Source organism: Coprobacter secundus subsp. similis (assembly GCF_015097275.1).
GTDB classification, from domain to species: domain Bacteria; phylum Bacteroidota; class Bacteroidia; order Bacteroidales; family Coprobacteraceae; genus Coprobacter; species Coprobacter secundus.
On record NZ_AP023322.1, the window covers coordinates 1,532,507 to 1,558,102 of the forward strand.

A 25,596-nucleotide genomic window follows, 5' to 3' on the forward strand; every position below is an offset into this window, starting at 1 on the left:
ATCTGTTTTATATATCTTTCATCGACAATTGCACTCTCTTTCTTTCTAAATCTATACCAATTACTTTGACTGTCACATGCTGGTGCAAAGAAATTATTTCCGTGGGATCAGAAATATATTTATTGGCTAGTTGAGAGATATGCACCAACCCATTTTCTTTGATACCTATATCTACGAAACATCCAAAATTAGTAATATTCGTTACTATACCTGGCAATACCTGTCCTTCCTTTAAATCCTCAATTGTTCTTACTGTCGGATCGAATTCAAACACCTTTACTGTTTGCCGCGGATCTCTCCCCGGCTTATCAAGCTCACTTATAATATCATTTATGGTAAGCATCCCTACCGTACCAGATATATAATCTTCAAGATGAAGCTTTTTCTTCAAATCCTTATTCTCTATCAATTCTCGTACAGTACAATTCAAATCTTTTGCCATACGTTCTACAATAGCATAACTTTCCGGATGCACCGCTGAATTATCCAAAGGGTTTTCCGCTCCCGGTATACGCAAAAAACCTGCCGATTGTTCGAAAGCTTTTTCTCCCATACGAGGTACTTTCATCAATTGTTTTCTCTGAGTAAATGCCCCGTTCTTCTGACGATAATCAACAATATTCTGAGCCAACTGTGGTCCTAATCCGGAAACATAAGTAAGTAAATGCTTACTAGCTGTATTTACATTTACTCCCACCTGATTGACACAATTTTCTACTGTCTGATCAAGTGCTCTTTTCAATTTCATCTGGTCAACGTCGTGCTGATACTGCCCCACCCCTATAGACTTAGGATCAATTTTCACCAATTCAGCAAGTGGATCCATTAAGCGACGGCCGATAGAAACTGCCCCCCTAACGGTAACATCATAATTAGGAAATTCTTCTCGAGCAACTTTTGACGCCGAATAAATAGATGCTCCATTTTCACTAACGATAAATACCTGTAATTTACGGTCATATCGCAGATTAGCTATAAATCGTTCCGTCTCTCGACTGGCTGTACCATTCCCAATGGCAATAGCTTGTATATTATAAGCCTCAACCAATTTAGTAACTTTTCGAGAAGCTCCTACCACATCCTGTTTAGGAGGATGTGGGTAAATTGTCTCATTGTGTAAAAGATCCCCTTGCTCATCAAGGCAGACTAATTTACATCCGGTTCTGTATCCGGGATCGATACCCATAACTCTCTTTTGCCCCAACGGAGCAGCCAACAATAATTGTCGAAGATTTTCGGTAAATACCCGTATAGCCTCATCATCTGCCCGCTCCTTCGACAATGCGGCAAACTCCGTTTCTATCGAAGGCTTAAGCAAACGCTTATATCCATCACGAACTGCCTCGTTCACTTGTGCTGCGGATGCTGTTGCATTCTTTACGAACAGGCCTTCAAGCCGCTCAATACAAAGTTCGCTATCCGGTTCGATAGAAACTTTCAGAAACCCTTCAGATTCACCCCTCCTGACAGCCAACAGCCTATGGGAGGAACATCGGCGCAAAGGTTCACTCCAATCAAAATAATCACGGTACTTAGCAGCCTCTTCCTCTTTACCTTTCACTACACGAGAAGATATAATAGCTTCTTTTCTGAAAATAGAGCGAACCATGTTACGAGCACGTTCATTCTCGCTTATCCATTCAGCTATTATATCTCGAGCACCTTTCAACGCTTCTTCCGTATCAACAACATCATTTTTAACAAAAGCTTGAGCCTTTATATCTAAATTATTCTCGGTCTGTATCATCAAAATTTTTGCCAAAGGTTCTAGCCCCTTTTCACGAGCTACCTCAGCACGAGTACGTCTTTTAGGTCTATACGGCAAATAGATATCTTCAATCTCCATCGCATTCCAAGAATTTTCGAGACGAGTTCGTAAATCAGGAGTTAATTTACCTTGCTCACCAATCGTAGTAATTATAGTCTGCTTTCTTTTTTCAAGTTCTCGTAATTTGTCATACTGCTCTTTAACATTACTAATCTGAACCTCATCAAGAGCTCCTGTTACCTCCTTACGGTATCGACTGATAAAGGGAATAGTCGCCCCCTCATCAAGAAGTCGAATTGTATTTTCAACTTGTCTCTCGGAGATATTTAAAGTCGAAGAAACAATTTTATTAAATAGTATATTCATATTCTTTTGCACACATGTTATTTAGTATTATATGATTCTGTGCCATGCCGGTTTCATCGGCATGATGTGTCACATAAAGAAGTGTCGTTTCATGTTCTTGATGCCACACTTTTATCATATCCATAATATTTTCTTTAAGTGCCTGGTTCAACCCTGTAAAAGGCTCGTCCAACAAAATTATAGAAGCTGGATATAAAAAAGTTCGTATTAATGCTACTCTCTGCTGCTCTCCACCACTTAATGTCTCCGGCATACAATGGGCTTTATCTTCAATTCCCATACGCTCCAAAGCCGATATAGCTAAATCTGTAGCTTCCATTATACTCATATGTCTGGACAATGGCCATAGTATATTTTGCAATACAGTTAATTGTGATACAAAAACAGGTTTCTGAAATAAATATGAAACGCTGTTCTCCGGCCTTTCTATAATGCCTGATTGAGGTGCTTCAAGACCAGCAATCATACGCAACAAGGTAGTCTTTCCACAACCAGAAGGACCGGTTATACAAGTTATTTTTCCTTGAGGGATTTTTAAAGACAAATTTCGAAATACTACATGCTTACCATATCCCTTCGTAACGTTCTTAAAAGACACAGGCGCAACAAATTTATTACGTTGAACTGGAACTCCAGAAAAATGAAAAGGAAACTTCTTTTTACTCAAAAAACGCAATATTTGTTCTATACAATAACTCAAAAATACAGCAACTAACGTCCATGCTATAAGTACTGGTATCTCGATAAATCCATGAGCTTCTTTTAAAGAAACACCGATACCCCATTGTGGTTGTGCTAATACCTCTCCCATAATAATAGCCTTCCAACCCAATCCAGAAGCAGAAATAAGCCCACTAAACAAATATGGTTTTAACGATGGATAATAAAAATATTTCACACGCATGATAACAGGTATACGATAAAGCGTCATCATTTCTCGCATTTGTATATCAAAATTTTCATAACCAGCAACTAAATTCTCTGTGACTACAGGGACCATCGTTATCAATGCCATAACAAAAGGTATCTGTTCCGGGCGGAGCCAAATAAGCAACAACAGTATAATAGATATGATAGGAGTCGCTCGAAATATTGAAAGAAAAGGCTGAATATATGATTTTAAAAACAGATTATGAGCCATCGGATGAGCTAATGCAAAAGAAATAAATAAAGCAATAACCATACCTGACATCCCTCTTATCAGAGTAACATAAATATCTGTCCAAAAATCAGAATAAAAAAATAATCCCGAAATTGCCGAAAACAAATCGGAAATACCAGGAAATAACAACGAATTATCTAAATAAAGAGCAAGGATTTCCCATAAACCCAACAAAGTAAGAATCGAAAACACTATTGCAACACGCTTGTTATGTCCCCAAAACGGCAATGACCAGTATCTATTCTGTACATTCGTTCCCTTGAGGTTTTGCATTCGTCTATCAAAAACGTTTATCCGCATAAGGTCAGGTCTAATGATAAATTATAAATTCCTTATCCGGAATTTTTCCTCCAATTGACTTTGGTTGGTAAAGATATAGTAAATTCATTAAATCTGCTATATCTTCATATATAAAAGATGCCGGTCTATAAATTATACGACAATGTTGTATCAACGATTTTACTCCAACCGTATCTGATATCAATTTTTTCTTGACCAATCTATTTATTAAATCGGGAGAATACTTATTAATATTTACTGTACATTCTTTAAATAAGCAGTCGAGACTACGTATAAGAACTGTATCATCTCTCAACTCATTTCGTAAAAGGACTGCGGTTTGAGGGAAACCTCCTGGAGAAAATAACTCTGCTAAATCATAGCGTATATACAAAGAACTATCTTTATGCAATGACATAGAGACAAAAGGCTCAGGTAAAACTGCATCTGTAACTATCCCACCCCATAACCCTCGAACAATCTCCTGAGGAGTGTTATAAGTATATACAATATGATAATTTTTTACAGAAATCAATGATTCTTGACACTGAAGGTAACGAGTTATCAAATCAGGAGTACTTCCTTGTCCGAATATATACACCTCTTTCTTGTCTGCCGATAGAGTACCTTTTTTCGATATCCAAAATAAGTTTCCCCACACCGGGCAGCCTAATAAAGAATAGTCCACCCCTTTATTGTACAAATTAGCAGCTAAAGCCATAGGTAGCACCGCGATGTCAACCGTTCCTTGAGTCATCAATGCTTGTATCTGTGCCGGTGAATCATACAAATCAACATCTAATGATTTATCTTGCAGATATCTACCACTGTCAGACAACGATATAAAAGCCATTGCAGAAGGCCCTTTCAACAAAGCTACCCGTAAACTACTCATTGAGGCCTTATCATTTTTCTGCCAACAACCTCCGATTATTACAGTTAAAGCTAAACAAATAACAGGAATCAAATATACAATTCTCCTCATTTTGTATTTCCATTTACTTTTTCAAAGTTAGTACTGTAATCTCAGGTCTTGCACCTATTCTCATCGGATAGAAAACACAACCTATTCCTTCATTCACATACAAATACTGATTGTCCTCTTGATATAAACCACTCCAACGCGGATAACGTAAAGACGAAGGTGATACTTGCCAACGGCCAACTTTCACTTTCATCTGCATAGCATGAGTATGACCGGAAAGAGATAAATCAATATTGGTTTCAGAAACAACCTCTTTATCCCAATGAATAGGATTATGAGTAAGCAGAATTTTATAATTATTATCATTAAGATTCGGATAAGCTACCTTAAGATTACCATATTGTGGGAAAGGCGGCTCACCCCAATTTTCCACACCAATCAATGCAATAGAATCATTTCCCCTAAAAATAAAAGTGGATGCATTATTAAGCATCTTCCATCCTGCATCGGTTTGCATACGTTTAATATCCGATAAATTTCTTATTTTTTGCTCCGGAGTATTCCACTTTACATAATCACCATAATCATGATTTCCCATGATTGACCAAACTCCATCTCCTGCTTGAAAACGTGATAATACAGTAGTAAAAGCATCGGCCTCATCGGCTCTTCGAGATACCAAATCTCCTGTGAAAACAATCATATCTGGACGCAATTCATTCACTTGGTTTACAATCTGTGATACAAATGCCGTATCGGTACCAAAACTACTTAAATGCAAATCTGAAATCTGAATTATACGATAACCATCAAAAGCTCCTGGCAACTTATCGGATACAACTTCGACTTCGTTTATAACAGGATGCAATCTCCCATAAAATGCACCGGACAACATTGTCACAAATGCAATAAAAGATATTACCAAAGCTACTTTTGAACCCCACCGAGTAATTTTATGCCTAAATAGTAATGGTAAATAATCAAATAAAGATATGACAAAGAAGATAAGCCGAGGCATATACAAAGCAAAATAGAGAAACAAAAACCAGAACAAAAGATAGTCCCACCGCTCATTATAACCGCTTTTAATGGCATTTACAGAAACCAGTACCATTCCTAAAATAAGGACATTTGTTGTCCAAAAACTCCACTTCATCCACCGTCGGTTACACCACGCACATATTACTCTATAATAAATATATAAATCGACTATATAGTTGATAAATATCAACATTAAAAATGTAAGAAGTTGTATTCTCATTTGCGTATTTTTATTTACTCGCAAAAGTAACAAAATAACAGATAAACGGCAAGTTAAGAATTTATGGGAGTATTCAATTTTTATAGATTCACTAAATATAAACATCCACACGGCAAGATAGCAAAATCAGTGAATCCGTTTTTCAAATAAGTAATTGAAAAATCATAAAACAAGATTAATAAAATATATGAATTTTCAAACCTATATATCAAAATTTTATTACAAAGTTCATGTTCAAAACCACAGCTATTTTCTTTATTGCACTTTTTATCGTATTTTTGTTTAAAAAATAACGAAACAAAATGAATTTACCGAAAGCTTTCATCTCTCGAACACAAGATTTACTAAAAGATGAATATCCCGCATTTGAAAGAGCCCTATATGAAGAGAGTCCTATAAGCGTTCGACTAAATCCATCAAAAGCTCCCGGTATTTTAAATAAAAGTAAACAAGTACCATGGTCAATAAATGGTTTTTATTTAGATAAACGCCCCAATTTTACATTCGATCCTCTTTTTCATGCTGGAGTATACTATGTACAAGAAGCTTCATCTATGTTTCTTGGACATGTCATTCAACAATATATAAAAACTCCTGTTCGCTATCTTGACTTATGTGCTGCACCAGGAGGAAAAACGACAGATGCCATCTCTACATTACCCGAAGGAAGTTTAATAGTTAGCAATGAAATTTTAAAAAATCGTGCTCATGTTTTAGTAGAAAATGTTATAAAATGGGGAAACAGCCATTGTATTGTCACCAATAACAGCGCTGAAGACTTCAGTTTTTTTAAAAATTATTTTGATGTAATATTAACAGATGTCCCATGTTCTGGAGAAGGTATGTTTCGAAAAGATGCAGATGCTATAAATGAATGGTCTACTGCAAATGTTCAAAAATGTGTTGAACGCCAAAAAAAAATTTTACATCATATTTGGGAAGCTTTACGTCCCGGAGGATTATTGATATATAGCACATGTACTTATAATGTAGAAGAGGATGAAGAAATAATTGAGTTCTTACATCAAAACTATGCCGCTGAAATCCTACCTGTCGAAACACTTCCTGATTGGTATATAAAAAAAGCTATTAAAGGAAATTTTCCCGTATACCGTTTTATGCCTCATATTACTAAAGGAGAAGGATTTTTTATGGCTGTCGTTCGTAAACCTGAAACATCAGAAAAAAGACATGAGAACTCTTTCTCTTATGATAAGCATAATTACAGAAAAAAAACAGAAAAAGACTCAAAAATATCTATTCTACCAGAAATAAAAACATGGATAAATCACCCTGAAACTTTTTATACATGGACATCTTCTGATAGAATTCAAGCATTCCCTCTACACTACAAAGATGATTTGTGGTTATTATCTTCTCGCCTAAATATTTTGCACTCAGGTATCCCTTTATGTTATCTCAGAGGTAAAGATTATATTCCCGAACATGCTTTAGCCACATCCCTCGAACTCAATAGAAACGCATTTTATTGTATCGAAATAAGTCACTCTACCGCAATTACCTATCTAAAAAGAGAATCTATACAAATCTCCGGTAATATTCCTCGAGGTCATATATTAGTAACCTATCAGAATATTCCTTTAGGGTGGATAAAAAATATAGGAAACAGAACCAATAATCTATATCCTCAAGAATGGCGTATACGAAGTAAACACTTGCCAGACAAATTAATAAACATACCTTGGATAAAAAAACAATAACAAAAATCATTATTTATGCAAATAAACAAGAATTTATAAAGTTATTTCAAATCTCCCAAATAACTTAACTTATATATCAAAAATTCTATATACCTCGACTATTTGTTATTATCTCTTAATAAGAGATACTCTTTCTATAAAAGAAATACAAACTCTTGTATTTTAAATCATTTATCATAGCAGAAATAACAATTATTTTTTTAAATTTGCAATGAATGGAGATATTTTTTATTGCAAGAAAATATCTCAATATTACAATAAAGATTCAATACATTTTTCAAACAATATTATTATGATTTTAGATTCTTTAAGCAATTCAGCCTCAATAGAGCAATTGCATCCATTATTTAAACAAGCCTTTGATTATCTTAAATCTACAGACTTTTCTAAAAAAGAAGCTGGAAAAATAGTACTCGATGGAGACAATCTTTATATTTCGGTAGCCGAACCGACAGGAAAAAGTAAAGATGCTGCCAAATTAGAGACCCACAATCACTATATTGACATCCAAATGCCTCTAACTACGACAGAAACTATCGGGTGGAAGGCAGGAAAAAATTTAAAAAAAATATCACAACCCTATAACGAAAAAAACGATATTACTTTTTTCGAAGATGAAGCTACGACTTTCATCAAGGTTTCTCCTGGAGAATTTGCCATTTTTTTCCCTGAAGATGGCCATGCACCAGGTATCGCCGAAGGAAAATTCAGAAAGGTCATTGTAAAAGTCCGGATTTAATAACAAATAAACAATAAATCGTGAAAAGCTTTCGTATATTTGCTTTTCACGATTTTACTTCTCACTTAATCTTGTGTACTATGAAGCTTCTCAATCTAATAAAAAATGATCCATGGCTGGAGCCCTACAGCAACGTTATAGAACGTCGGTATCAACAAGCAACTGATAAAGAAAAAGATCTGATACGAGGAGCTGAAACGCTCTCAGACTTTGCTACGGGATATCTCTATTTCGGATTACACAAATCATCTGATGGATGGGTCATACGAGAGTGGGCCCCTAATGCAACTGAAATATATTTAATTGGAACATTCTCTGAATGGAAAGAGAAAGCAATATATCGTTTCAAAAAATTAAAAAACGGGATCTGGGAAATAAAATTAAAATCCAATGAAATAAAACATCTCGACTTATATAAACTCTCGATGCATTGGAATGGTGGTCAAGGAGAACGTATTCCAGCTTGGGCAACACGAGTAGTACAAGACGAAAAAAGCTACATTTTTTCGGCTCAAGTATGGAATCCCGAAAAAAAATACATCTTTAAAAAGAAAAAATTTACACCAAAAATATCCCCACTATTGATATATGAATGTCATATTGGAATGGCTCAAGAAGAAGAACGAGTAGGAACATATGACGAATTTAGGCGAAACGTTTTGCCTCGTATTGCTGCTGACGGCTACAATGCCATACAAATAATGGCTATACAAGAACATCCCTATTATGGGTCATTTGGTTATCACGTTTCAAGTTTTTTTGCTCCTTCTTCCAGATTTGGTACTCCAGAAGATCTTAAACACCTGATTGATGATGCCCACAATTTAGGAATCGCAGTAATAATGGATATAGTACATTCTCATGCCGTAAAAAACGAAGTTGAAGGTTTAGGACGATTTGACGGCTCTTATGACCAATTTTTCTATGGAGATCACCGTCGAGAACATCCTGCCTGGGATTCTTTATGTTTTGATTATGGGAAAAATGAAGTTATACATTTTCTCCTATCCAATTGCAAATACTGGCTGGAAGAATTCAAATTCGACGGATTTCGCTTTGACGGAGTTACATCAATGCTCTATTACAATCATGGATTAGGAAAAGCTTTCTGTAATTATAATGATTATTATGATGGAGGGCAAGACGAAAATGCAATCACTTATCTAACCCTTGCAAATAAACTGATACACGAAATAAATCCTAATGCAATTACAATTGCAGAAGAAATGAGCGGAATGCCGGGATTAGCAGTGAAAATTGAAGATGGAGGAATAGGATTTGACTACCGTATGGCTATGGGTATACCTGATTTTTGGATAAAAACAATTAAAGAAAAAAAAGACGAAGACTGGAAACCTACAGCCATTTTCTGGGAAGTTACCAACAGACGTTCTGATGAGAAAACAATAAATTATGCGGAAAGCCATGACCAAGCATTGGTAGGAGATAAAACTATTATTTTTAGACTTATCGATGACCAAATGTATTGGCACATGATGAAAAACGATATAAACTATGCTGTAGATAGAGGTATTGCTTTACACAAAATGATACGTTTAATTACTTTATCTACTATCAATGGAGGATATTTGAATTTTATGGGCAATGAATTTGGCCATCCGGAATGGATCGACTTTCCCAGAGAGGGAAACGGTTGGTCATATAAATATGCCCGTAGACAATGGAGTCTGGTAGACCGGAAGGACCTAAAATACAGTTATTTGGGTAAATTCGATGCTGACATGATTTCTCTCATCAAGAATGAACACAATTTCGAGAAATCACTTATCGATAAATTATGGGATAATGACGGTGACCAAATTCTTGCATTCAAACGTAAAGATCTCATATTCGTTTTTAATTTTCATCCTAACAAATCATTTACCGACTATGGAATATTAGCCCCTAAAGGAGAATACAAAACTATATTAAATACCGATTCTCCTGAATATGGGGGATATGGTCTAATAGATGAATCTATTCCTCACTTTACTAATTTTGACCCACTATACAAAAAAGATAAAAAAGAATGGCTCAAATTATATATTCCTGCACGCTCGGCAATGGTATTACGACTGATAAGACCAACCAAATCTGGCAAAAAATAACAACTATTTGATAAAAAAATCAAATAACACATACTATGTTTTTTCTGATGTTATTATCACATTTAAGGGCTTTTAACCTATATTAAGCGTATAATATACACACAAAAACATATTATAAAACATACAAATTTATTTTGAGAGAACAAAAAAAAGAGGCTACTTTGCAAGCATTAACCTAAAACAATCTTTTTTACCTTAAAAATTAATACCTATTGAAAACCTATAAAAGGGAGCTTTTGAGAAAAAGCTCCTTTTTAACTTTATAACGAAAGGAACATATCAATATTATATCACAATAATAAAAAATATGAATTCATCTAATCATCCCAAAATAGTTTTTAAAATAAAATAGTTCTATTTTTATAAAAAATACAACCTAATTAGAATAAGTCATAAATCCAACGTACTATTTTTTTCTTCACAAATTTGGAATAGGAAATATCCTAAAATCTTTTTTTATCTCAAATCAGGACATACACACCCAGTCCGCGAGCAAATTAACATCTAAATTAAATGAATATCACAAATAAAATAATTTCGAGGATATACGTCATTATTCTCAGATATGACTTTTACATTAACAGACATACATCAGAAATACAAAAAGTTAGATTTTTCACATAAATACTCAGACCAATATCCGTTTCCTATTACAACACATAATAAACAAGATTCCGAATACATAGGATGAATATTCAATAATATTAATAGTCCTTATCTTGTTATATTATTTCTGTATTAAAAAATATGTTAAAATATTATACTTTCTTACAAATATTTCGACATTTCTCAATATGAAACACAATTATTGATTTTTAAATATAAATTATTCGCTATTATATATATCTTCGTCACATAAATGAAAATAATTAAGATTACACTTAATTATTCATTTTCTTGTCAGACTTAACATAAAATATAATGGAACAAAAAAAGCATTACTCGGGCCTGACAGATGCCCAGGTATTGAAAAGCCAGGAAGAATACGGCTCTAATTTACTTACTCCCCCAGTTAAAACTCCACTTTGGAAACTATTTATCGAAAAATTTGCAGATCCCATTGTACGCATATTGCTTATCGCAGCATTACTCTCCTTGGGAATATCTTTCATTCATAATGAATATGCCGAAACTATAGGTATTTTTTGTGCCATATTTTTAGCAACAGGTGTATCATTCTGGTTTGAGATGGATGCAAATAAAAAATTCGATATACTCAATCAGGTAAATGATGATATAATGATTAAAGTTTACCGAAACGGAAACATTACAGAAGTACCTCGCAAAGATATTGTTGTTGGAGATATCGTATTACTCGAAACTGGAGAGGAGGTTCCTGCAGACGGAGAACTACTTGAAGCCCTTTCATTACAAATAGACGAATCGTGCCTTACAGGAGAACTCATGATAGACAAGACTACGAACCCTGATGATTTCGATAAAGATGCTACCTATCCGTCAAACTGGGTCATGCGTGGAACTAAAGTTTTGGATGGTCATGGCATAATGGAAGTAAAACAAGTCGGAGATCAGACTCAATATGGACAAGTAGCTCAAAAATCTACCGAAATCAACGAAGAAGAAACTCCTCTCAATGTACAATTAAATGGGTTAGCTCAATTCATTGGTGTCATTGGTTTTGCTCTTGCTATTTTAACTTTCAGTGCCTTATTTATAAAAGATCTCATCCAGAACCCTATTTCATTAGGACAACTCGGATTATTAGGCGCTGCAATATTAGGACTTATCATTGCATTATCAAAAGTCTGGATTCCTATTCTTTATGATGCGTTTGACTTAGCAGGAAAGAAAAAAAGTATTCCTGCCTCAGTCTCTAAAAAAGGATGGTTCACGTGGTTCATTTACGGAATGATAGTTTTCATTGTATGTTGTGCCATAGGTTATCCATTCGGAGTAAACGCCTTACAAACCGATGCATGGATTTCTATCGAGACAGCAAACCGAGTTCTTCAATACTTTATGATCGCTGTAACGCTTATCGTAGTCGCTGTTCCTGAAGGTTTACCTATGAGTGTAACTCTCAGTTTAGCTCTGAGTATGCGTCGCATGTTACAGACGAACAATTTAGTCCGTAAAATGCATGCTTGCGAAACAATGGGTGCTACAACAGTTATCTGTACCGATAAAACAGGAACTTTGACCCAAAACCAAATGCAAGTACATCAAACCAATTTCTACGGACTAACAGCAAGCCAATCTCTCGATGATTCGGAAGAAAGTAACCTGATTAAAGAAGGGATTGCTGTCAACTCCACAGCATTTTTAGACTACACCGACCCCCAAAAAGTAAAATCCTTGGGGAATCCGACCGAAGCGGCACTCTTACTATGGCTACACAAGAATAATATCGAATATACACTGTTACGTGAAAATGCTTCAGTAATAGAACAACTCACATTCACTACCGAGCGAAAATACATGGCAACTTTAGTACATTCTCCTCTTTTAAAGGAAAAAATTTTATATGTAAAAGGTGCCCCAGAAATTGTACTCTCAAAATGTCGTGAAATAAAAACCTTTGAAGGGTATCAACCAATAAATGAATATCGAAAACAGATTGAAAAACAACTATTAGACTATCAGAATCAAGCAATGCGAACATTAGGTTTTGCTTATAAAATTATAGAAGACACTTCTAATGCCTCCATACAGGAATTAGTAGAAAGCGGCCTCACCTTTTTGGGAATAGTAGCAATTTCTGATCCTGTACGTACAGATGTTCCTGATGCTGTCGCAGAATGTTTAAATGCTGGTATAGATGTAAAAATAGTAACTGGAGACACACCTGGAACAGCTAAAGAAATAGCCAGACAAATAGGAACATGGAAACCAGAAGACAACGAAGAAAACATTATTACTGGAATTGACTTTGAAGCATTGCCAGATGATGTCGCATTCGAACGAGTAAAAAAACTAAAAGTTATGTGCCGAGCCCGGCCAACAGATAAACAACGATTGGTACAATTATTGCAACAGGGTGGTGCTATCGTAGCAGTTACCGGGGACGGAACAAATGATGCACCAGCATTAAACCATGCGCATGTAGGACTTTCTATGGGTTCAGGGACATCTGTTGCTAAAGAAGCCAGTGACATCACTTTACTCGACGATTCGTTCAAAAGTATTGCGACAGCCGTCATGTGGGGACGCTCTTTATACCAAAATATACAACGATTTTTATTATTCCAGCTTACAATTAATGTCGTAGCTCTGATTATTGTATTTTTGGGATCTTTATTAGGTCATGAATTACCCTTAACCGTTACTCAGATGTTATGGGTTAATCTAATTATGGATACTTTTGCAGCCGGAGCTCTCGCATCTTTACCACCTAATAAAGATGTAATGAAAGATAAACCTCGTCGTAACAACGATTTTATCATTACACGTGCTATGCGATCGAACATTTTATTCGTAGGAATATCGTTTGTTATCCTTTTATTAGGACTATTATTTATTTTCCCAACAGATGTAAATGGAAATATTAGCAGGTACGATTTATCTTGCTTTTTCACTATATTCGTAATGCTCCAATTTTGGAATCTATTTAATGCAAAAGCATTTGCCACAGGCAAATCAGCCTTTAATGGGTTAACTCATGATGGAGGATTCTTATCCGTTGCTTTAATTATCCTTATAGGTCAAATATTGATTGTATCTTTTGGTGGTGATGTATTCAGGACAGAACCTATCAGCTTAAAAGATTGGGGCATCATCATTGGTGGGACCTCTATCGTTTTATGGATAGGTGAAATCATCAGATTGATAAAAAGGAAATAAGATATAGAAAAAATGTGAAAAATACCCGTACTGATATAAGTATAAAAAAAGTAGCAACCAGTTATTTTCTACTGGTTGCCTTACTTCTTTCTTCCTTTTATTTTATTGGAAGAGAAATAGCCTTACTCACTACCCCTAATCCTTACGAAACCGAACTAATGGTGAAGCGAAAAGCTATAAATAGAACTTTAAATTACCTATATCAAACAGATGCCATTGGCCAAACACTCATTATAGGAAGAAAAAATGACTTCCCTCGATACCAAAAATCTCTTACGACAGCATTAGCAGCACTCGATACGCTAAAGTCTACAGCAACGGATTCCGTACAAATAAACAGAATAGATAGCGTAAATACGCTTTTACGACAAAAAAGCAAAAATGTCATCAATTTACTTAAAGCTCTGCACTCTACACAAAATAATGAAATCTATGAAAAGAACTTAGACTTAATCATTGCACAACAAGACTCTTTATTACAAAGACAACATGAGCAATATCAAATAATGAAAAAACAAGACTCTTTATTAAAAAAACAAAGACCAAAAAGATTTCTTAAAAGACTTGCCGATGCTTTTAGTGAAAATAAAGATGATGTTATTGTTACAAATAATACTGATTCTTTAAGGAAATATATTCCTATTGACAGTATTGTTACTGTGTCACAAAATTTGAGAACCGAAATTGACGATAGCCGTGAAAATTTAAGAGAAAAAGTCTCAATCCAAAGTAATAGACTATGGAGAAATAACCAGACTCTAAATGCAAAAATAGACCAAATCATACGAGATTATGAGCAAGAAGAACTATCAGTATCCTTACACGAAATAAAAAAGCAACAAGCTATACGGCAACAAGCTGTATATGTATTAGGTTGTATAGCCGCTGTAGCAGTAATTCTCGCCTTAGCTTTCTTAATTATTATTGGTCGTGACCTTACCCGAAGTCATCGTTATCGAAAAGAACTTGAAGAAGCAAATAAAAAAGCAGAAGAACTATTACGTTCAAGAGAAAAATTAATGTTGACCATAACTCACGATTTCAAAGCTCCTCTAAGCTCTGTAATCGGTTATAGTGACCTACTCGAACGCCTTATACAAGACGAACGCCAGCAATTCTACCTACAAAATATGAAGCAATCATCCCAACATTTGCTTTCATTAGTAAACAATCTCCTTGATTTTTACAGGTTGGATTCAAATAAAGCAGAAGTCCAACATTTGTCCTTTATTCCACTCCAACTATTCGAAGAAATAAAAAATCGCTTTATTCCAATCGCAACACAAAAAGGATTAAAACTTGAGTATAAAGCAGGAGATGAACTTGAAAAAAATTATATAGGTGATCCATTGCGAATTACACAAATTGCTAATAACTTACTTTCAAATGCTATAAAATTTACTACACAAGGAAAAATATCTTTAGAAGTAAACATACAAAATAAAACATTATATTTTTCTATCGCAGATACTGGTTGCGGTATGACCCATGAAGAGCAAAATAAAATTTTCAAAGAATTTACCCGACTAAAAAGCGCTCAAGGAGAAGAAGGATTTGGATTAGGACTATCAATAGTACAAAAATTAGTAACTCTTCTCCAAGGTAGTATTGATACGGAAAGCCAACAAGGAAAAGGCAGTAAATTTTCAGTAAAAATTCCTTTACAGACTACCAATTCTACTATAGCAACGACATCTATTGCAAAAGATTTTTCAGATAAAAATTTACAAGTACTGCTTATTGATGATGACCGCATACAGCTTGAATTATTTACAGCTCAACTACAGCAAAAAGGGATTGTTGCAAAAGCTTGCTGGCAAGCAAATACCCTTTATAAAGAATTACGGGAAAATAAATATGATTTACTATTCACTGATGTACAAATGCCCGGCATCAATGGTTTTGATTTACTCAAATATTTAAGAAATTCGGATATTTCCCAAGGTCATACCATCCCTATCATAGCCGTTACAGCAAGAAGTGACATAAATGAAAGCTATTTTATTGAGAAAGGATTTGCCGGTTGTTTACATAAACCTTTTTCGCTATCCGAAATGTCAGCAATTATAGAAAGAATTACAGGAGTAACTATACAAAATAACAATGATATTATCTCGCGAAAAAATGAAAAAGAAGAACCTGATTTCTCAATATTAACAGCCTTTTCTTCCGATGATATTGAAACTTCTAAAGAAATCATCGAAACATTTATAAATGAAACTCAAAAAAATAAAGAACGGATAACAATAGCATGTTCTCAAAAGAATGTAAATGAAATATCAGCTGTTGCCCACAAAATGCTCCCTGTAATTACGATGATTGGTATACCTGAAATGCAAAAAATTCTTCTATCTTTGGAAAGACTTAAAAACAACACTTTCAATGAAGATATCGATAAACAAACAACTCATTTATTACACCTTATCGATAATCTTATAAATAATATCACAAAATATAAAAAACAAAACTATTGTTAAAATGAGAAGACGATTTTAGTAAAATATTTTACCTTTGTATATAACATATGAAATATGTGGAATAAATGAAGCGGATATTAATCGTTGAAGATGATACTACATACAGCCTGATGTTAAAAACTTGGCTAAAGAAAAAAGAATTTGAAGTCGAAACGGCAGGGAATATAAAGGATGCACAAAAAATCTTAAACAACTACCATATCGACCTTATTCTTTCAGATCTTCGTTTACCTGACCACGATGGTATCAGCCTTCTCGAATGGATGAATATAAAAAAAAATCCTATTCCTCTCATTATTATGACCGGATATGCAGAAATCCAAACGGCTGTACAAGCTATGAAACTTGGAGCAAAAGATTATGTATCAAAACCAATCAATCCTGATGAACTCTTAAAAAAAATAATAGAAGCTTTAAAAATAGACATACAGCAGCCCCTAAAAAATATTTCTCCAAAGGAAAACAAAACAAGAGTTACTATCCATCAAGAATATTTAGAAGGGGAAAGTGATGCAGCTAAGGAATTATATCATTATGTGAAACTGGTAGCTCCTACTCCAATGTCGGTACTTATTAATGGGGCCAGTGGCACAGGTAAAGAATACGTTGCTCACCGAATCCACCAACTAAGTAAACGTTCAGATAAACCTTTCATTGCTATCGATTGCGGAGCAATACCTAAAGAGTTAGCAGCATCCGAATTTTTTGGACATATAAAGGGTTCTTTTACTGGAGCTATCAACGATAAAACAGGAGCTTTCCTTGAAGCTAATGGAGGTACTCTTTTCTTAGATGAAATTGGTAATCTCAATTATGAAACCCAGATACAATTGCTTCGGGCTCTACAAGAAAGAAGAATAAAGCCAATTGGTTCCAATCAAGAAATAATGGTAGATATACGTCTAATTACTGCAACAAATGAAAATCTTGAAAATGCTATTTCTAATGGGACTTTTAGAGAAGATCTATACCATCGAATAAACGAATTTACAATACGTATGCCCCAATTAAAAGATAGAAAAGAAGATATACTTCACTTTGCAAATTTCTTTCTTGACCAAGCTAATCAAGAACTAGATAAGCATATCTTTGGATTTGACAACGAAGCCTCTATTCTGCTACTTCAATATAATTGGCCAGGAAATTTACGCCAAATGAAAAACATTGTAAGGCGGGCTACTTTATTAGCCAATAACGATTACATAACAGCTTCAGAACTTAAACAAGAACTAAATAATATCAATGAGGTACAAACTTCTATTTCTATAAACGATTTCTCTCTAAAGAATCCCAATACCGAACGAGAACGCATACTTGAAGCTCTAAAACAAACGGGCAATAATAAAAGCCGGGCCGCTCAGTTACTAAATATTGACCGCAAAACATTATACAATAAACTGAAATTATACCACATTGAGTAATGTTTTATTTTTGAACAAAAACTTTATTTCCCCTCAAAAGCAAGAAATTTTTTACTAATCTCAATTATCTTATAGTAAAAAAAATTTCTTTCAAAACAGTTTCTACGTAGACAAAATCCACATCATTGTAGAAATTTTCCACAAACAAATATTTATCTCACTATATCTACAAGAAAATAAATAAATGATAAACAGCATATTATATTTTCCACAAACTCTTTGGCACAGCTCTTGAATACATTTTAGCAAACAACGAAAATATAGAAGAACATAGAATAACCATTTAAAATTGATGAATTATGAAAAAGTTAGCATTGACAGTAGCGTTTGTATTAGCCTGTGGATTTACAACTGTAACTTTTGCCCAAGATCCTGTTAAAAAGGAAACTACAGAAAAACAAGATACCACTCAAAGTAAATCTTTAACTTTCGTTCAAGAGCCTGAAAAGAAAGACTCTACTGAAAACAAAACAGAAAACAAGTCTTTAGCTTTCGTTCAAGAGCCTGAAAAGAAAGATTCTACTGAAAACAAAACAGAAAACAAGTCTTTAGCTTTCGTTCAAGAACCTGAAAAGAAAGATTCTACTGAAAACAAAACAGAAAACAAGTCTTTAGCTTTCGTTCAAGAGCCTGAAAAGAAAGATTCTACTGAAAACAAAACAGAAAACAAGTCTTTAGCTTTCGTTCAAGAGCCTGAAAAGAAAGATTCTACTGAAAACAAAACAGAAAACAAGTCTTTAGCTTTCGTTCAAGAGCCTGAAAAGAAAGATTCTACTGAAAACAAAACAGAAAACAAGTCTTTAGCTTTCGTTCAAGAGCCTGAAAAGAAAGATTCTACTGAAACAAAATGTGAGAAAAAGACTCTCGCACTTGCCCAAAATCCTGTCAAGAAAAATACTACTGAGAAAAAAGATACTACCGAAAATAAATCGGAAAAATCATTCTGTTAACTCCACTAGCCTCTATACTCTGGTGCATTTTATAGGCTAAATGTTGACTCATTCGACTTTTCTATGCTTTGCATTAGTTATACCATTTAACTTTTGCTCTCGCTTACCGAAAATGTTGATGTTGTGTGGATGATGTACGGCAGGTAAACCCGAAAGAGGGCTAACCTGCCTTTTTTATATATTTATAAAAAGATTATCTCTCTATTTTTTTATAAATTTGTCTTTGTAAAAAGGAAATAGAATGGAGATTAAAAAAAAATATGTAATTATTGTAGCAGGAGGACAAGGACTACGCATGGGAAGTGAAATCCCTAAACAATTCAAGGTAATCGGTAACTATCCTATCTTAATGCATACATTAAATACTTTTTACCAATATGATAATAACATACACATTATCCTTGTTTTACCTCACTCCCACCAAGAATATTGGAATCAACTATGCAAAGATTATAATTTCCACATAAAACATACAGTAGTAAGTGGAGGAAACACCCGCTTTGCCTCAGTTTATAATGGACTAAATATTATATCTGAACCAGGGTTAATAGCTGTACATGATGGAGTAAGACCATTCACTTCACAGCAGGTAATTGCTAATGCTTTTAAAAAAGCTGAATTATTCGGAGCAGTAATACCCGTTGTAGAAGTTATCGATTCACTACGTGAAATCATGCCTGACGAAAGTAGCAAAAGTGTCCCCCGCCAAAAATTTAGAGCAGTACAAACCCCTCAAGTATTCAGATCCGATATACTAAAAAGAGCCTATACTCAGACTTATAACGAATGGTTTACAGATGATGCCTCGGTTGTCGAAAGTGCAGGATACTCTGTGCATCTTATATCTGGGAATACTGAAAATATAAAAATAACTACACCCCAAGATTTACTATTAGCAGAAATGTTTATTTCCCATGCCTGATTTATCCTCCCGTGACATAAAATTTTTACCCGGTGTTGGACCTCAAAAAGCTGCACTACTAAACAAGGAACTGAACATATTTTCTTGTGAAGACTTATTGTTTTACTATCCATATAAATACATAGATAGAAGTCGTACATATAAAATCTGTGAGATAGACGGAAACATGCCATATATTCAACTCCGGGGTTTCATCACATCTTTTGAAACAATAGGAGAAGGCCGAGGAAGAAGACTTACCGCTCTCTTTACCGATGGAACTGGAACTATAGAATTAGTATGGTTTAAAGGCATAAAATTTATAATTGAAAAATATAAATTACAAACAGAATATACAGTATTCGGGAAACCTAACGTATTCGGTTCTAAACTAAATATTGCCCATCCGGAAATAGATCCGATAGAAGCTATTGACAAAAGTCCGGGATTACAGCCTTACTACAATACGACAGAGAAAATGAAAACTCATTTTTTGAATTCCAAGGCAATGCAAAAAATTATGTATAATCTCTGGCAAACGATTCCTGAAGCTCTTTCTGAAACTCTCCCCGCATGGATTATTGCAAGAGCCCAAGTCATCTATAAAAATGAAGCATTGAGAAATATACATTTTCCCCAATCTCCCGATATATTGCGTAAAGCTCAATTTCGTTTAAAATTTGAAGAATTATTTTATTTGCAACTAAATATATTACGATTTACCAAATTACAACAACGTAAACTTGGAGGATTCCGATTCGAAATCATAGGTGATATCTTCAACCGATTCTACCATGAATGTCTGCCTTTTGAATTAACAAATGCTCAAAAACGAGTTTTACGTGAAATACGGGCAGACGTAGGAAGCGGTAAACAAATGAATCGCCTCTTGCAAGGTGACGTAGGAAGCGGTAAAACCTTAGTTGCTCTGATGAGTATGCTAATGGCTGTAGATAACGGATTCCAGGCCTGCTTAATGGCGCCGACCGAAATATTGGCAACACAACATTTCGAAACTATCAATAAGTTAGTAAAACCTTTAGGCTTGCAAGTAGACTTATTAACCGGATCTACAAAGAAAAAAGAACGCGAACTAATACATAATAGACTGCTGACAGGGGATACCCATATAACCATAGGAACACACGCCCTGATTGAAGATACGGTCAACTTTTCTAATTTGGGCTTAGCTGTCATCGATGAACAGCATCGTTTCGGTGTAGCCCAACGAGCTAAACTTTGGAAAAAAAATAACAAACCACCTCATGTTTTAGTAATGACAGCAACACCAATACCCAGAACGTTAGCGATGACAGTATATGGAGATTTAGACGTATCTGTCATAGATGAGTTACCTCCTGGACGCAAACCAATACAAACAATACACCAATACGATAATCGCCGGGGAGCTCTATATGCATCGATGCGCAAACAGATTGAGCAAGGCAGACAAATTTATATTGTATATCCACTAATACAAGAAAGCGAGCGATCAGATCTAAAAAATTTGGAAGACGGATTCAAGCATATTCAGGAAGCCTTCCCCGAATATGAAGTCTGTATGGTACATGGAAAAATGAAACCTGTAGAAAAAGAGGTGGAAATGAAAAAATTCATTTCCGGTCAAGCCCACATTATGGTAGCCACTACTGTAATTGAAGTTGGTGTAAATGTGCCAAACGCCTCTGTAATGATAATAGAAAATGCTGAGCGATTCGGACTATCTCAGCTTCACCAGCTCAGAGGGCGTGTAGGCCGAGGAGCAGACCAGTCGTATTGCATTCTCATGACTTCTCACAAACTTTCAGAAGATACCCGAAAAAGACTAGAAATCATGGTAAGGACCAACGACGGATTCGAAATATCTGAAGCCGATTTACAATTACGAGGGCCGGGAGACATGGATGGTACACAACAAAGTGGCATTGCTTTTGATTTAAAAATAGCAAATATAGCTAAAGATGGGCAAATATTACAATTAGCGCGAGACATCGCAACTGAAGTTTTGGAAAAAGACCCAGAATTAATATTGACAGAACATCATATATTAAAACTTCAATTACAAAAAATATTCAAGAAAAAGTTTAACTGGAGTCTTATCAGCTAAATAATGAGACTGTCAGTCATTATCGTTCAAGACATTAACATATAAAACTACTTGAGAATTTAACATATACAAAGATATATCTATAGCAGAAATTTCTTCTTTATAATATCATCCGTTCAATTATTTTGTATTTATAATGTATTATTAAGAATAAATCCCTATCTTTGTAGTGAAAGCAATAAAGTTCATCTTTGATCTTCATCTTCTTCCTGTATATATCGGTTATAATCTACCGCATTTCTTACTGTTGAAATCAATTGTTATAAACTTTCTTGTTATGAATGTAACCAAAACATTCAAACCGATTCATATTATCCAATATGTACCGGTCAATTATTAATTTTATCAAAAAAAGTCTGTACAATATTTACAGCATTTATTTATGACATTCAAAGAATTATCAATAGTAGAACCTATTTTAAAAGCTCTCAACAAAAAGGGATATAAAAATCCAACTCTTATACAAGAAAAAGCTATTCCCTTAGCTCTATTAGGAAAAGACATATTGGGTATAGCACAAACTGGAACTGGAAAAACCGCAGCTTTCACTATTCCCATTATACAACAATTAATAAAAAAGAATAGTAATTCCAATAAAAAAACAATCAAAGCCTTAATCTTAACTCCCACTCGCGAATTAGCACTACAAATAAATGAATGTATTACCGAATACTGCCAATACACTAATATAAAACATTCTGTCATATTTGGAGGAATAAAACAAAAACAACAAACCGACCAATTAGATGCAGGTATAGACATTCTAGTAGCTACTCCTGGCCGCTTACTTGATTTAATGAGTCAAAAGCTCGTAAATTTAAATTCTATACAACATTTTGTCTTAGATGAAGCTGATCGCATGCTTGATATGGGATTTATTCATGATATAAAACAAATTTTACCTGAACTACCCAAACAAAGACAAACACTATTCTTTTCAGCAACCATGCCTAACGATATCGTTACTTTGTCACACACAATGCTCTTGCAACCCAATATTATCGAAGTAACCCCAACTTCTTCCATCACAAGTACAGTAAAACAAGTAATATATTTCGTCGAAAAAGCACAAAAAAAAGAACTACTATTATCCATATTAAATACTGACTCAAAAAAATCAACTCTTATTTTTTCTCGGACCAAACACGGAGCTGACAAAATTGCAAAACAATTAAACAGAGCTGGTATACAAAGTGAATCTATACATGGAGATAAATCTCAAAATGCCCGTCAAAATGCTCTTTCCAATTTCAAATCCGGAAAATCTAAAGTTTTGGTAGCTACAGATATAGCAGCCCGAGGCATAGATATTCAACAATTAGAATTAGTAATAAATTTCGACTTACCGGCTATAGCAGAAACCTATGTACATAGAATAGGACGTACAGGAAGAGCTGGTAGTACCGGAGTCGCGATGTCATTTTGCTCCCAGGAAGAATATCCTATCATAAAAAATATACAAAAATTAACCGGACAAAAAATACAGCAAAAGGTTATCTCTGCTTAAAATTATATACTAAATCACATGACAAATAGAATTTCATCTAATAAAAAAGAAAACGAAAAGAAAAAAATCTCAAAAAGATTAGAAAAACAAAAAAGAAAAAATGAACGAAAAGCAAACAATTCAAAAAAAAGTTTTGAAGATATGATAGCTTATATCGACGAAACCGGACAAATCACTTCTACCCCACCAGATGTAAAAATAGAAAATAAAAATCACAATATATAAATCTTCTGATAAATATATCTTTTTCGAAGTTTATGGTGTTATGAAGATACTATAAACTTCGGAAACGTTTTCTATTTCAATAATTAAAAAAAATATAAGCCTATAAAAAACTCAAACTAATCTAAAAATATTCTTCTTTATATCAAATAAAACTCTATACATAATATCCGACAGAGACTAATGTGCCTTTCGAATCCCCAAAGAATCTCAAAGGAACAAATACCACTAAAATTGAAATAAATAATCAGTATAATTACTCAAATGATAAATCAAAAATCTCAGATTATAAACATCGCTATATATAATTGTTATAATAATTAGTTGAGATATAACTTCAATAAAAAAAACTTTAACAAACTATACTATAAACCTCTTAAATATATATTTCGGAATCCTATTTTCAGTTATATTTTCCTGTACAAATAATTTTACAACATTACAGATATAATCTTTTTTATATTTAATTCTCAAGCTCACAATATTAAAATGTACAAATATGCTGTAAAACATATATGTATATATTATATTAATAATCAATTTATTACATCGAAAAATTTTATTTTTTAAATAATCGTAGTTTTAATTTGTGCTAATTAAGCTTCTCATTTTCAGAAGATTTTTTTTACCTTTGAAAAAGTAAGCTTTAAATAAAGGCCTAAATGTATTACATGAATAATTTACTTATTATAAAACATCACTATATTTCTATAATAAATTTAGAGGGAAGAATATTACTTTCCCCTAGAAAATTTGTTTTATAATAGACTAAGTAAAAATTATATTCATACAAATTAAATGAGAAATAAACGTATTTATATAATGAATCTTACCGGACTAAAGCAATTGATTATCACTGGATTAATCGTCACAACGCCATTTATTGAAATATCCGCCCAGGTTAATCCGGGTAAACCAACAAACAATATTCATAATCAACAGCATCACGATCTCTTAGCTAATCAACGTAATATTCGTAAAGAGATCAGCTTAATAGATTCCTTAACCTTTTTCCGCAAATTAAAACAAGAAGCTGAAGAATTTCCTGCAATTGACTTATACGGAGACGAATGGAATAATGAATGGGTAAATCCTTATAAAAAATCTATGTCTCAATTACCAGACTCTTTTGCCATCAATGTAGCAGATTATTGTATGCCTGTACCAGGATACAAAACTTCAGATTACGGTCCTCGTTGGCGAAGAATGCACCGAGGAGTAGATTTAAAATTACAAATAGGTGATACCGTTAGAGCTGCATTCTCAGGAAAAGTAAGAATCACTAAATATGATGCTCGAGGTTACGGATATTATGTATTGCTAAGACATGGAAATGGTTTGGAAACTATATACGGACACTTATCTAAAATATTAGTACGCCCCAATCAAATAGTAAAAGTTGGAGAACCGATTGCCTTAGGAGGAAATACAGGACGTTCTACTGGCCCCCATCTTCATTTTGAAACCCGTTTCTTAGGTATAGATCTGAATCCAAATGATATTTTTGATTTTGAAAACCAAGTTCCTCATACTGATATATTTGTATATCATCCACACAGTACTAATAGATATTCTGGGAAAAATCAAAACAACGCAACAGTTAAAAAAGCCGTTGCTTCATCAGGCAAACATCAAAATGGGTCAAAATATGCGACTCATCGGGTAAAAAAAGGTGATACACTTTACGCCTTAGCATCAAAATATCATACTTCCGTAAATCAATTGTGCAAATTGAACAGAATAAATAAATCTACAAAACTTAGACCAGGACAAGTCTTAAAAGTTAAGTAAAAAACGAAATAAAAAGATGAAAAGTTTGAATATTTGTAACACTTCATCTATCTTTGTAACAATTTTGAAAACAAAGAACAGATTCCGATG

The 25,596-nt window shown here is 34.0% G+C and carries 15 protein-coding genes and 2 pseudogenes; 13 read left to right on the plus strand and 4 right to left on the minus strand.

The window, feature by feature from the left end; translation table 11 throughout:
* Positions 1 to 7 precede the first annotated feature (7 nt).
* The 4 genes from Cop2CBH44_RS06180 to Cop2CBH44_RS06195 are packed head-to-tail and all read right to left on the minus strand — an operon-like array spanning position 8 to position 5,761.
* On the minus strand, positions 8 to 2,134 hold the full coding sequence (locus Cop2CBH44_RS06180; RefSeq protein WP_200755718.1) for a Tex family protein: 2,127 nt from the start codon (positions 2,132 to 2,134) through the stop codon (positions 8 to 10).
* Positions 2,118 to 3,569 (minus strand): ATP-binding cassette domain-containing protein, encoded by a 1,452-nt coding sequence (locus tag Cop2CBH44_RS06185; protein WP_200755719.1) that lies wholly within the window; start codon positions 3,567 to 3,569, stop codon positions 2,118 to 2,120. Before Cop2CBH44_RS06185 ends, Cop2CBH44_RS06180 begins: the two co-directional genes overlap by 17 nt.
* Positions 3,570 to 3,606: 37 nt before the next feature.
* Positions 3,607 to 4,560, minus strand: coding sequence for a substrate-binding domain-containing protein (locus tag Cop2CBH44_RS06190; RefSeq protein WP_021931491.1), 954 nt, complete (start codon positions 4,558 to 4,560; stop codon positions 3,607 to 3,609).
* A 13-nt stretch (positions 4,561 to 4,573) separates the two neighbouring features.
* On the minus strand, positions 4,574 to 5,761 hold the full coding sequence (locus Cop2CBH44_RS06195; protein ID WP_200755720.1) for a metallophosphoesterase: 1,188 nt from the start codon (positions 5,759 to 5,761) through the stop codon (positions 4,574 to 4,576).
* Positions 5,762 to 6,063: 302 nt separating this feature from the next.
* Between Cop2CBH44_RS06195 and Cop2CBH44_RS06200 the strand changes: the two genes are divergently transcribed.
* The 13 genes and pseudogenes from Cop2CBH44_RS06200 (at position 6,064) to Cop2CBH44_RS16610 (ending at position 25,506) form a co-directional block, all read left to right on the plus strand.
* Complete coding sequence (locus Cop2CBH44_RS06200; RefSeq protein WP_200755721.1) at positions 6,064 to 7,482, plus strand: methyltransferase RsmF C-terminal domain-like protein; 1,419 nt, start codon at positions 6,064 to 6,066, stop codon at positions 7,480 to 7,482.
* Positions 7,483 to 7,774: 292 nt separating this feature from the next.
* A complete protein-coding gene (locus tag Cop2CBH44_RS06205) occupies positions 7,775 to 8,221 on the plus strand; it encodes a NanQ anomerase/TabA/YiaL family protein (protein ID WP_044229577.1) in 447 nt (148 codons plus the stop codon).
* 80 nt (positions 8,222 to 8,301) lie between these two features.
* Positions 8,302 to 10,329, plus strand: a complete 2,028-nt coding sequence (locus tag Cop2CBH44_RS06210; protein WP_200755722.1) for an alpha amylase C-terminal domain-containing protein — start codon at positions 8,302 to 8,304, stop codon at positions 10,327 to 10,329.
* A gap of 921 nt (positions 10,330 to 11,250) precedes the next feature.
* Complete coding sequence (locus Cop2CBH44_RS06215; protein WP_200755723.1) at positions 11,251 to 14,130, plus strand: calcium-translocating P-type ATPase, PMCA-type; 2,880 nt, start codon at positions 11,251 to 11,253, stop codon at positions 14,128 to 14,130.
* 14 nt (positions 14,131 to 14,144) lie between these two features.
* Positions 14,145 to 16,607: a hybrid sensor histidine kinase/response regulator gene (locus Cop2CBH44_RS06220; protein WP_021931485.1), complete on the plus strand. Its 2,463-nt coding sequence runs from the start codon at positions 14,145 to 14,147 to the stop codon at positions 16,605 to 16,607.
* Positions 16,608 to 16,717: 110 nt separating this feature from the next.
* A pseudogene (locus Cop2CBH44_RS16705) lies at positions 16,718 to 16,951 on the plus strand (response regulator); the annotation flags it as partial.
* Positions 16,952 to 17,095: 144 nt separating this feature from the next.
* Positions 17,096 to 18,028: pseudogene (locus Cop2CBH44_RS06225) on the plus strand (sigma-54 interaction domain-containing protein); the annotation flags it as partial.
* A 299-nt stretch (positions 18,029 to 18,327) separates the two neighbouring features.
* Complete coding sequence (locus tag Cop2CBH44_RS06230; RefSeq protein WP_200755724.1) at positions 18,328 to 18,978, plus strand: hypothetical protein; 651 nt, start codon at positions 18,328 to 18,330, stop codon at positions 18,976 to 18,978.
* Positions 18,979 to 19,219: 241 nt separating this feature from the next.
* Positions 19,220 to 19,900: a 2-C-methyl-D-erythritol 4-phosphate cytidylyltransferase gene (locus Cop2CBH44_RS06235; RefSeq protein ID WP_200755725.1), complete on the plus strand. Its 681-nt coding sequence runs from the start codon at positions 19,220 to 19,222 to the stop codon at positions 19,898 to 19,900.
* The gene (gene recG, locus Cop2CBH44_RS06240) at positions 19,893 to 21,986 is read left to right on the plus strand and encodes an ATP-dependent DNA helicase RecG (RefSeq protein ID WP_021931481.1); all 2,094 of its coding nucleotides are present in this window, start codon (positions 19,893 to 19,895) and stop codon (positions 21,984 to 21,986) included. Before Cop2CBH44_RS06235 ends, recG begins: the two co-directional genes overlap by 8 nt.
* Before the next feature lie 382 nt (positions 21,987 to 22,368).
* Complete coding sequence (locus tag Cop2CBH44_RS06245; RefSeq protein WP_021931480.1) at positions 22,369 to 23,493, plus strand: DEAD/DEAH box helicase; 1,125 nt, start codon at positions 22,369 to 22,371, stop codon at positions 23,491 to 23,493.
* Between the two features lie 18 nt (positions 23,494 to 23,511).
* The gene (locus Cop2CBH44_RS06250; RefSeq protein WP_021931479.1) at positions 23,512 to 23,718 is read left to right on the plus strand and encodes a hypothetical protein; all 207 of its coding nucleotides are present in this window, start codon (positions 23,512 to 23,514) and stop codon (positions 23,716 to 23,718) included.
* 795 nt (positions 23,719 to 24,513) lie between these two features.
* Positions 24,514 to 25,506, plus strand: coding sequence for a M23 family metallopeptidase (locus tag Cop2CBH44_RS16610; protein ID WP_276512464.1), 993 nt, complete (start codon positions 24,514 to 24,516; stop codon positions 25,504 to 25,506).
* Positions 25,507 to 25,596: the final 90 nt, after the last annotated feature.

Excerpts from the sequence above, each read along its gene's own strand:
- Cop2CBH44_RS06185 (WP_200755719.1), bottom strand. The coding sequence starts at position 3,569 with ATGCAAAACCTCAAGGGAACGAATGTACAGAATAGATACTGGTCATTG.
- Cop2CBH44_RS06230 (WP_200755724.1), top strand. The coding sequence starts at position 18,328 with ATGAAAAAGTTAGCATTGACAGTAGCGTTTGTATTAGCCTGTGGATTT.
- Cop2CBH44_RS06180 (WP_200755718.1), bottom strand. The coding sequence starts at position 2,134 with ATGAATATACTATTTAATAAAATTGTTTCTTCGACTTTAAATATCTCC.
- Cop2CBH44_RS16610 (WP_276512464.1), top strand. The coding sequence starts at position 24,514 with ATGAGAAATAAACGTATTTATATAATGAATCTTACCGGACTAAAGCAA.
- Cop2CBH44_RS06195 (WP_200755720.1), bottom strand. The coding sequence starts at position 5,761 with ATGAGAATACAACTTCTTACATTTTTAATGTTGATATTTATCAACTAT.
- Cop2CBH44_RS06250 (WP_021931479.1), top strand. The coding sequence starts at position 23,512 with ATGACAAATAGAATTTCATCTAATAAAAAAGAAAACGAAAAGAAAAAA.
- recG (WP_021931481.1), top strand. The coding sequence starts at position 19,893 with ATGCCTGATTTATCCTCCCGTGACATAAAATTTTTACCCGGTGTTGGA.
- Cop2CBH44_RS06210 (WP_200755722.1), top strand. The coding sequence starts at position 8,302 with ATGAAGCTTCTCAATCTAATAAAAAATGATCCATGGCTGGAGCCCTAC.
- Cop2CBH44_RS06200 (WP_200755721.1), top strand. The coding sequence starts at position 6,064 with ATGAATTTACCGAAAGCTTTCATCTCTCGAACACAAGATTTACTAAAA.
- Cop2CBH44_RS06245 (WP_021931480.1), top strand. The coding sequence starts at position 22,369 with ATGACATTCAAAGAATTATCAATAGTAGAACCTATTTTAAAAGCTCTC.
- Cop2CBH44_RS06205 (WP_044229577.1), top strand. The coding sequence starts at position 7,775 with ATGATTTTAGATTCTTTAAGCAATTCAGCCTCAATAGAGCAATTGCAT.
- Cop2CBH44_RS06215 (WP_200755723.1), top strand. The coding sequence starts at position 11,251 with ATGGAACAAAAAAAGCATTACTCGGGCCTGACAGATGCCCAGGTATTG.
- Cop2CBH44_RS06235 (WP_200755725.1), top strand. The coding sequence starts at position 19,220 with ATGGAGATTAAAAAAAAATATGTAATTATTGTAGCAGGAGGACAAGGA.
- Cop2CBH44_RS06190 (WP_021931491.1), bottom strand. The coding sequence starts at position 4,560 with ATGAGGAGAATTGTATATTTGATTCCTGTTATTTGTTTAGCTTTAACT.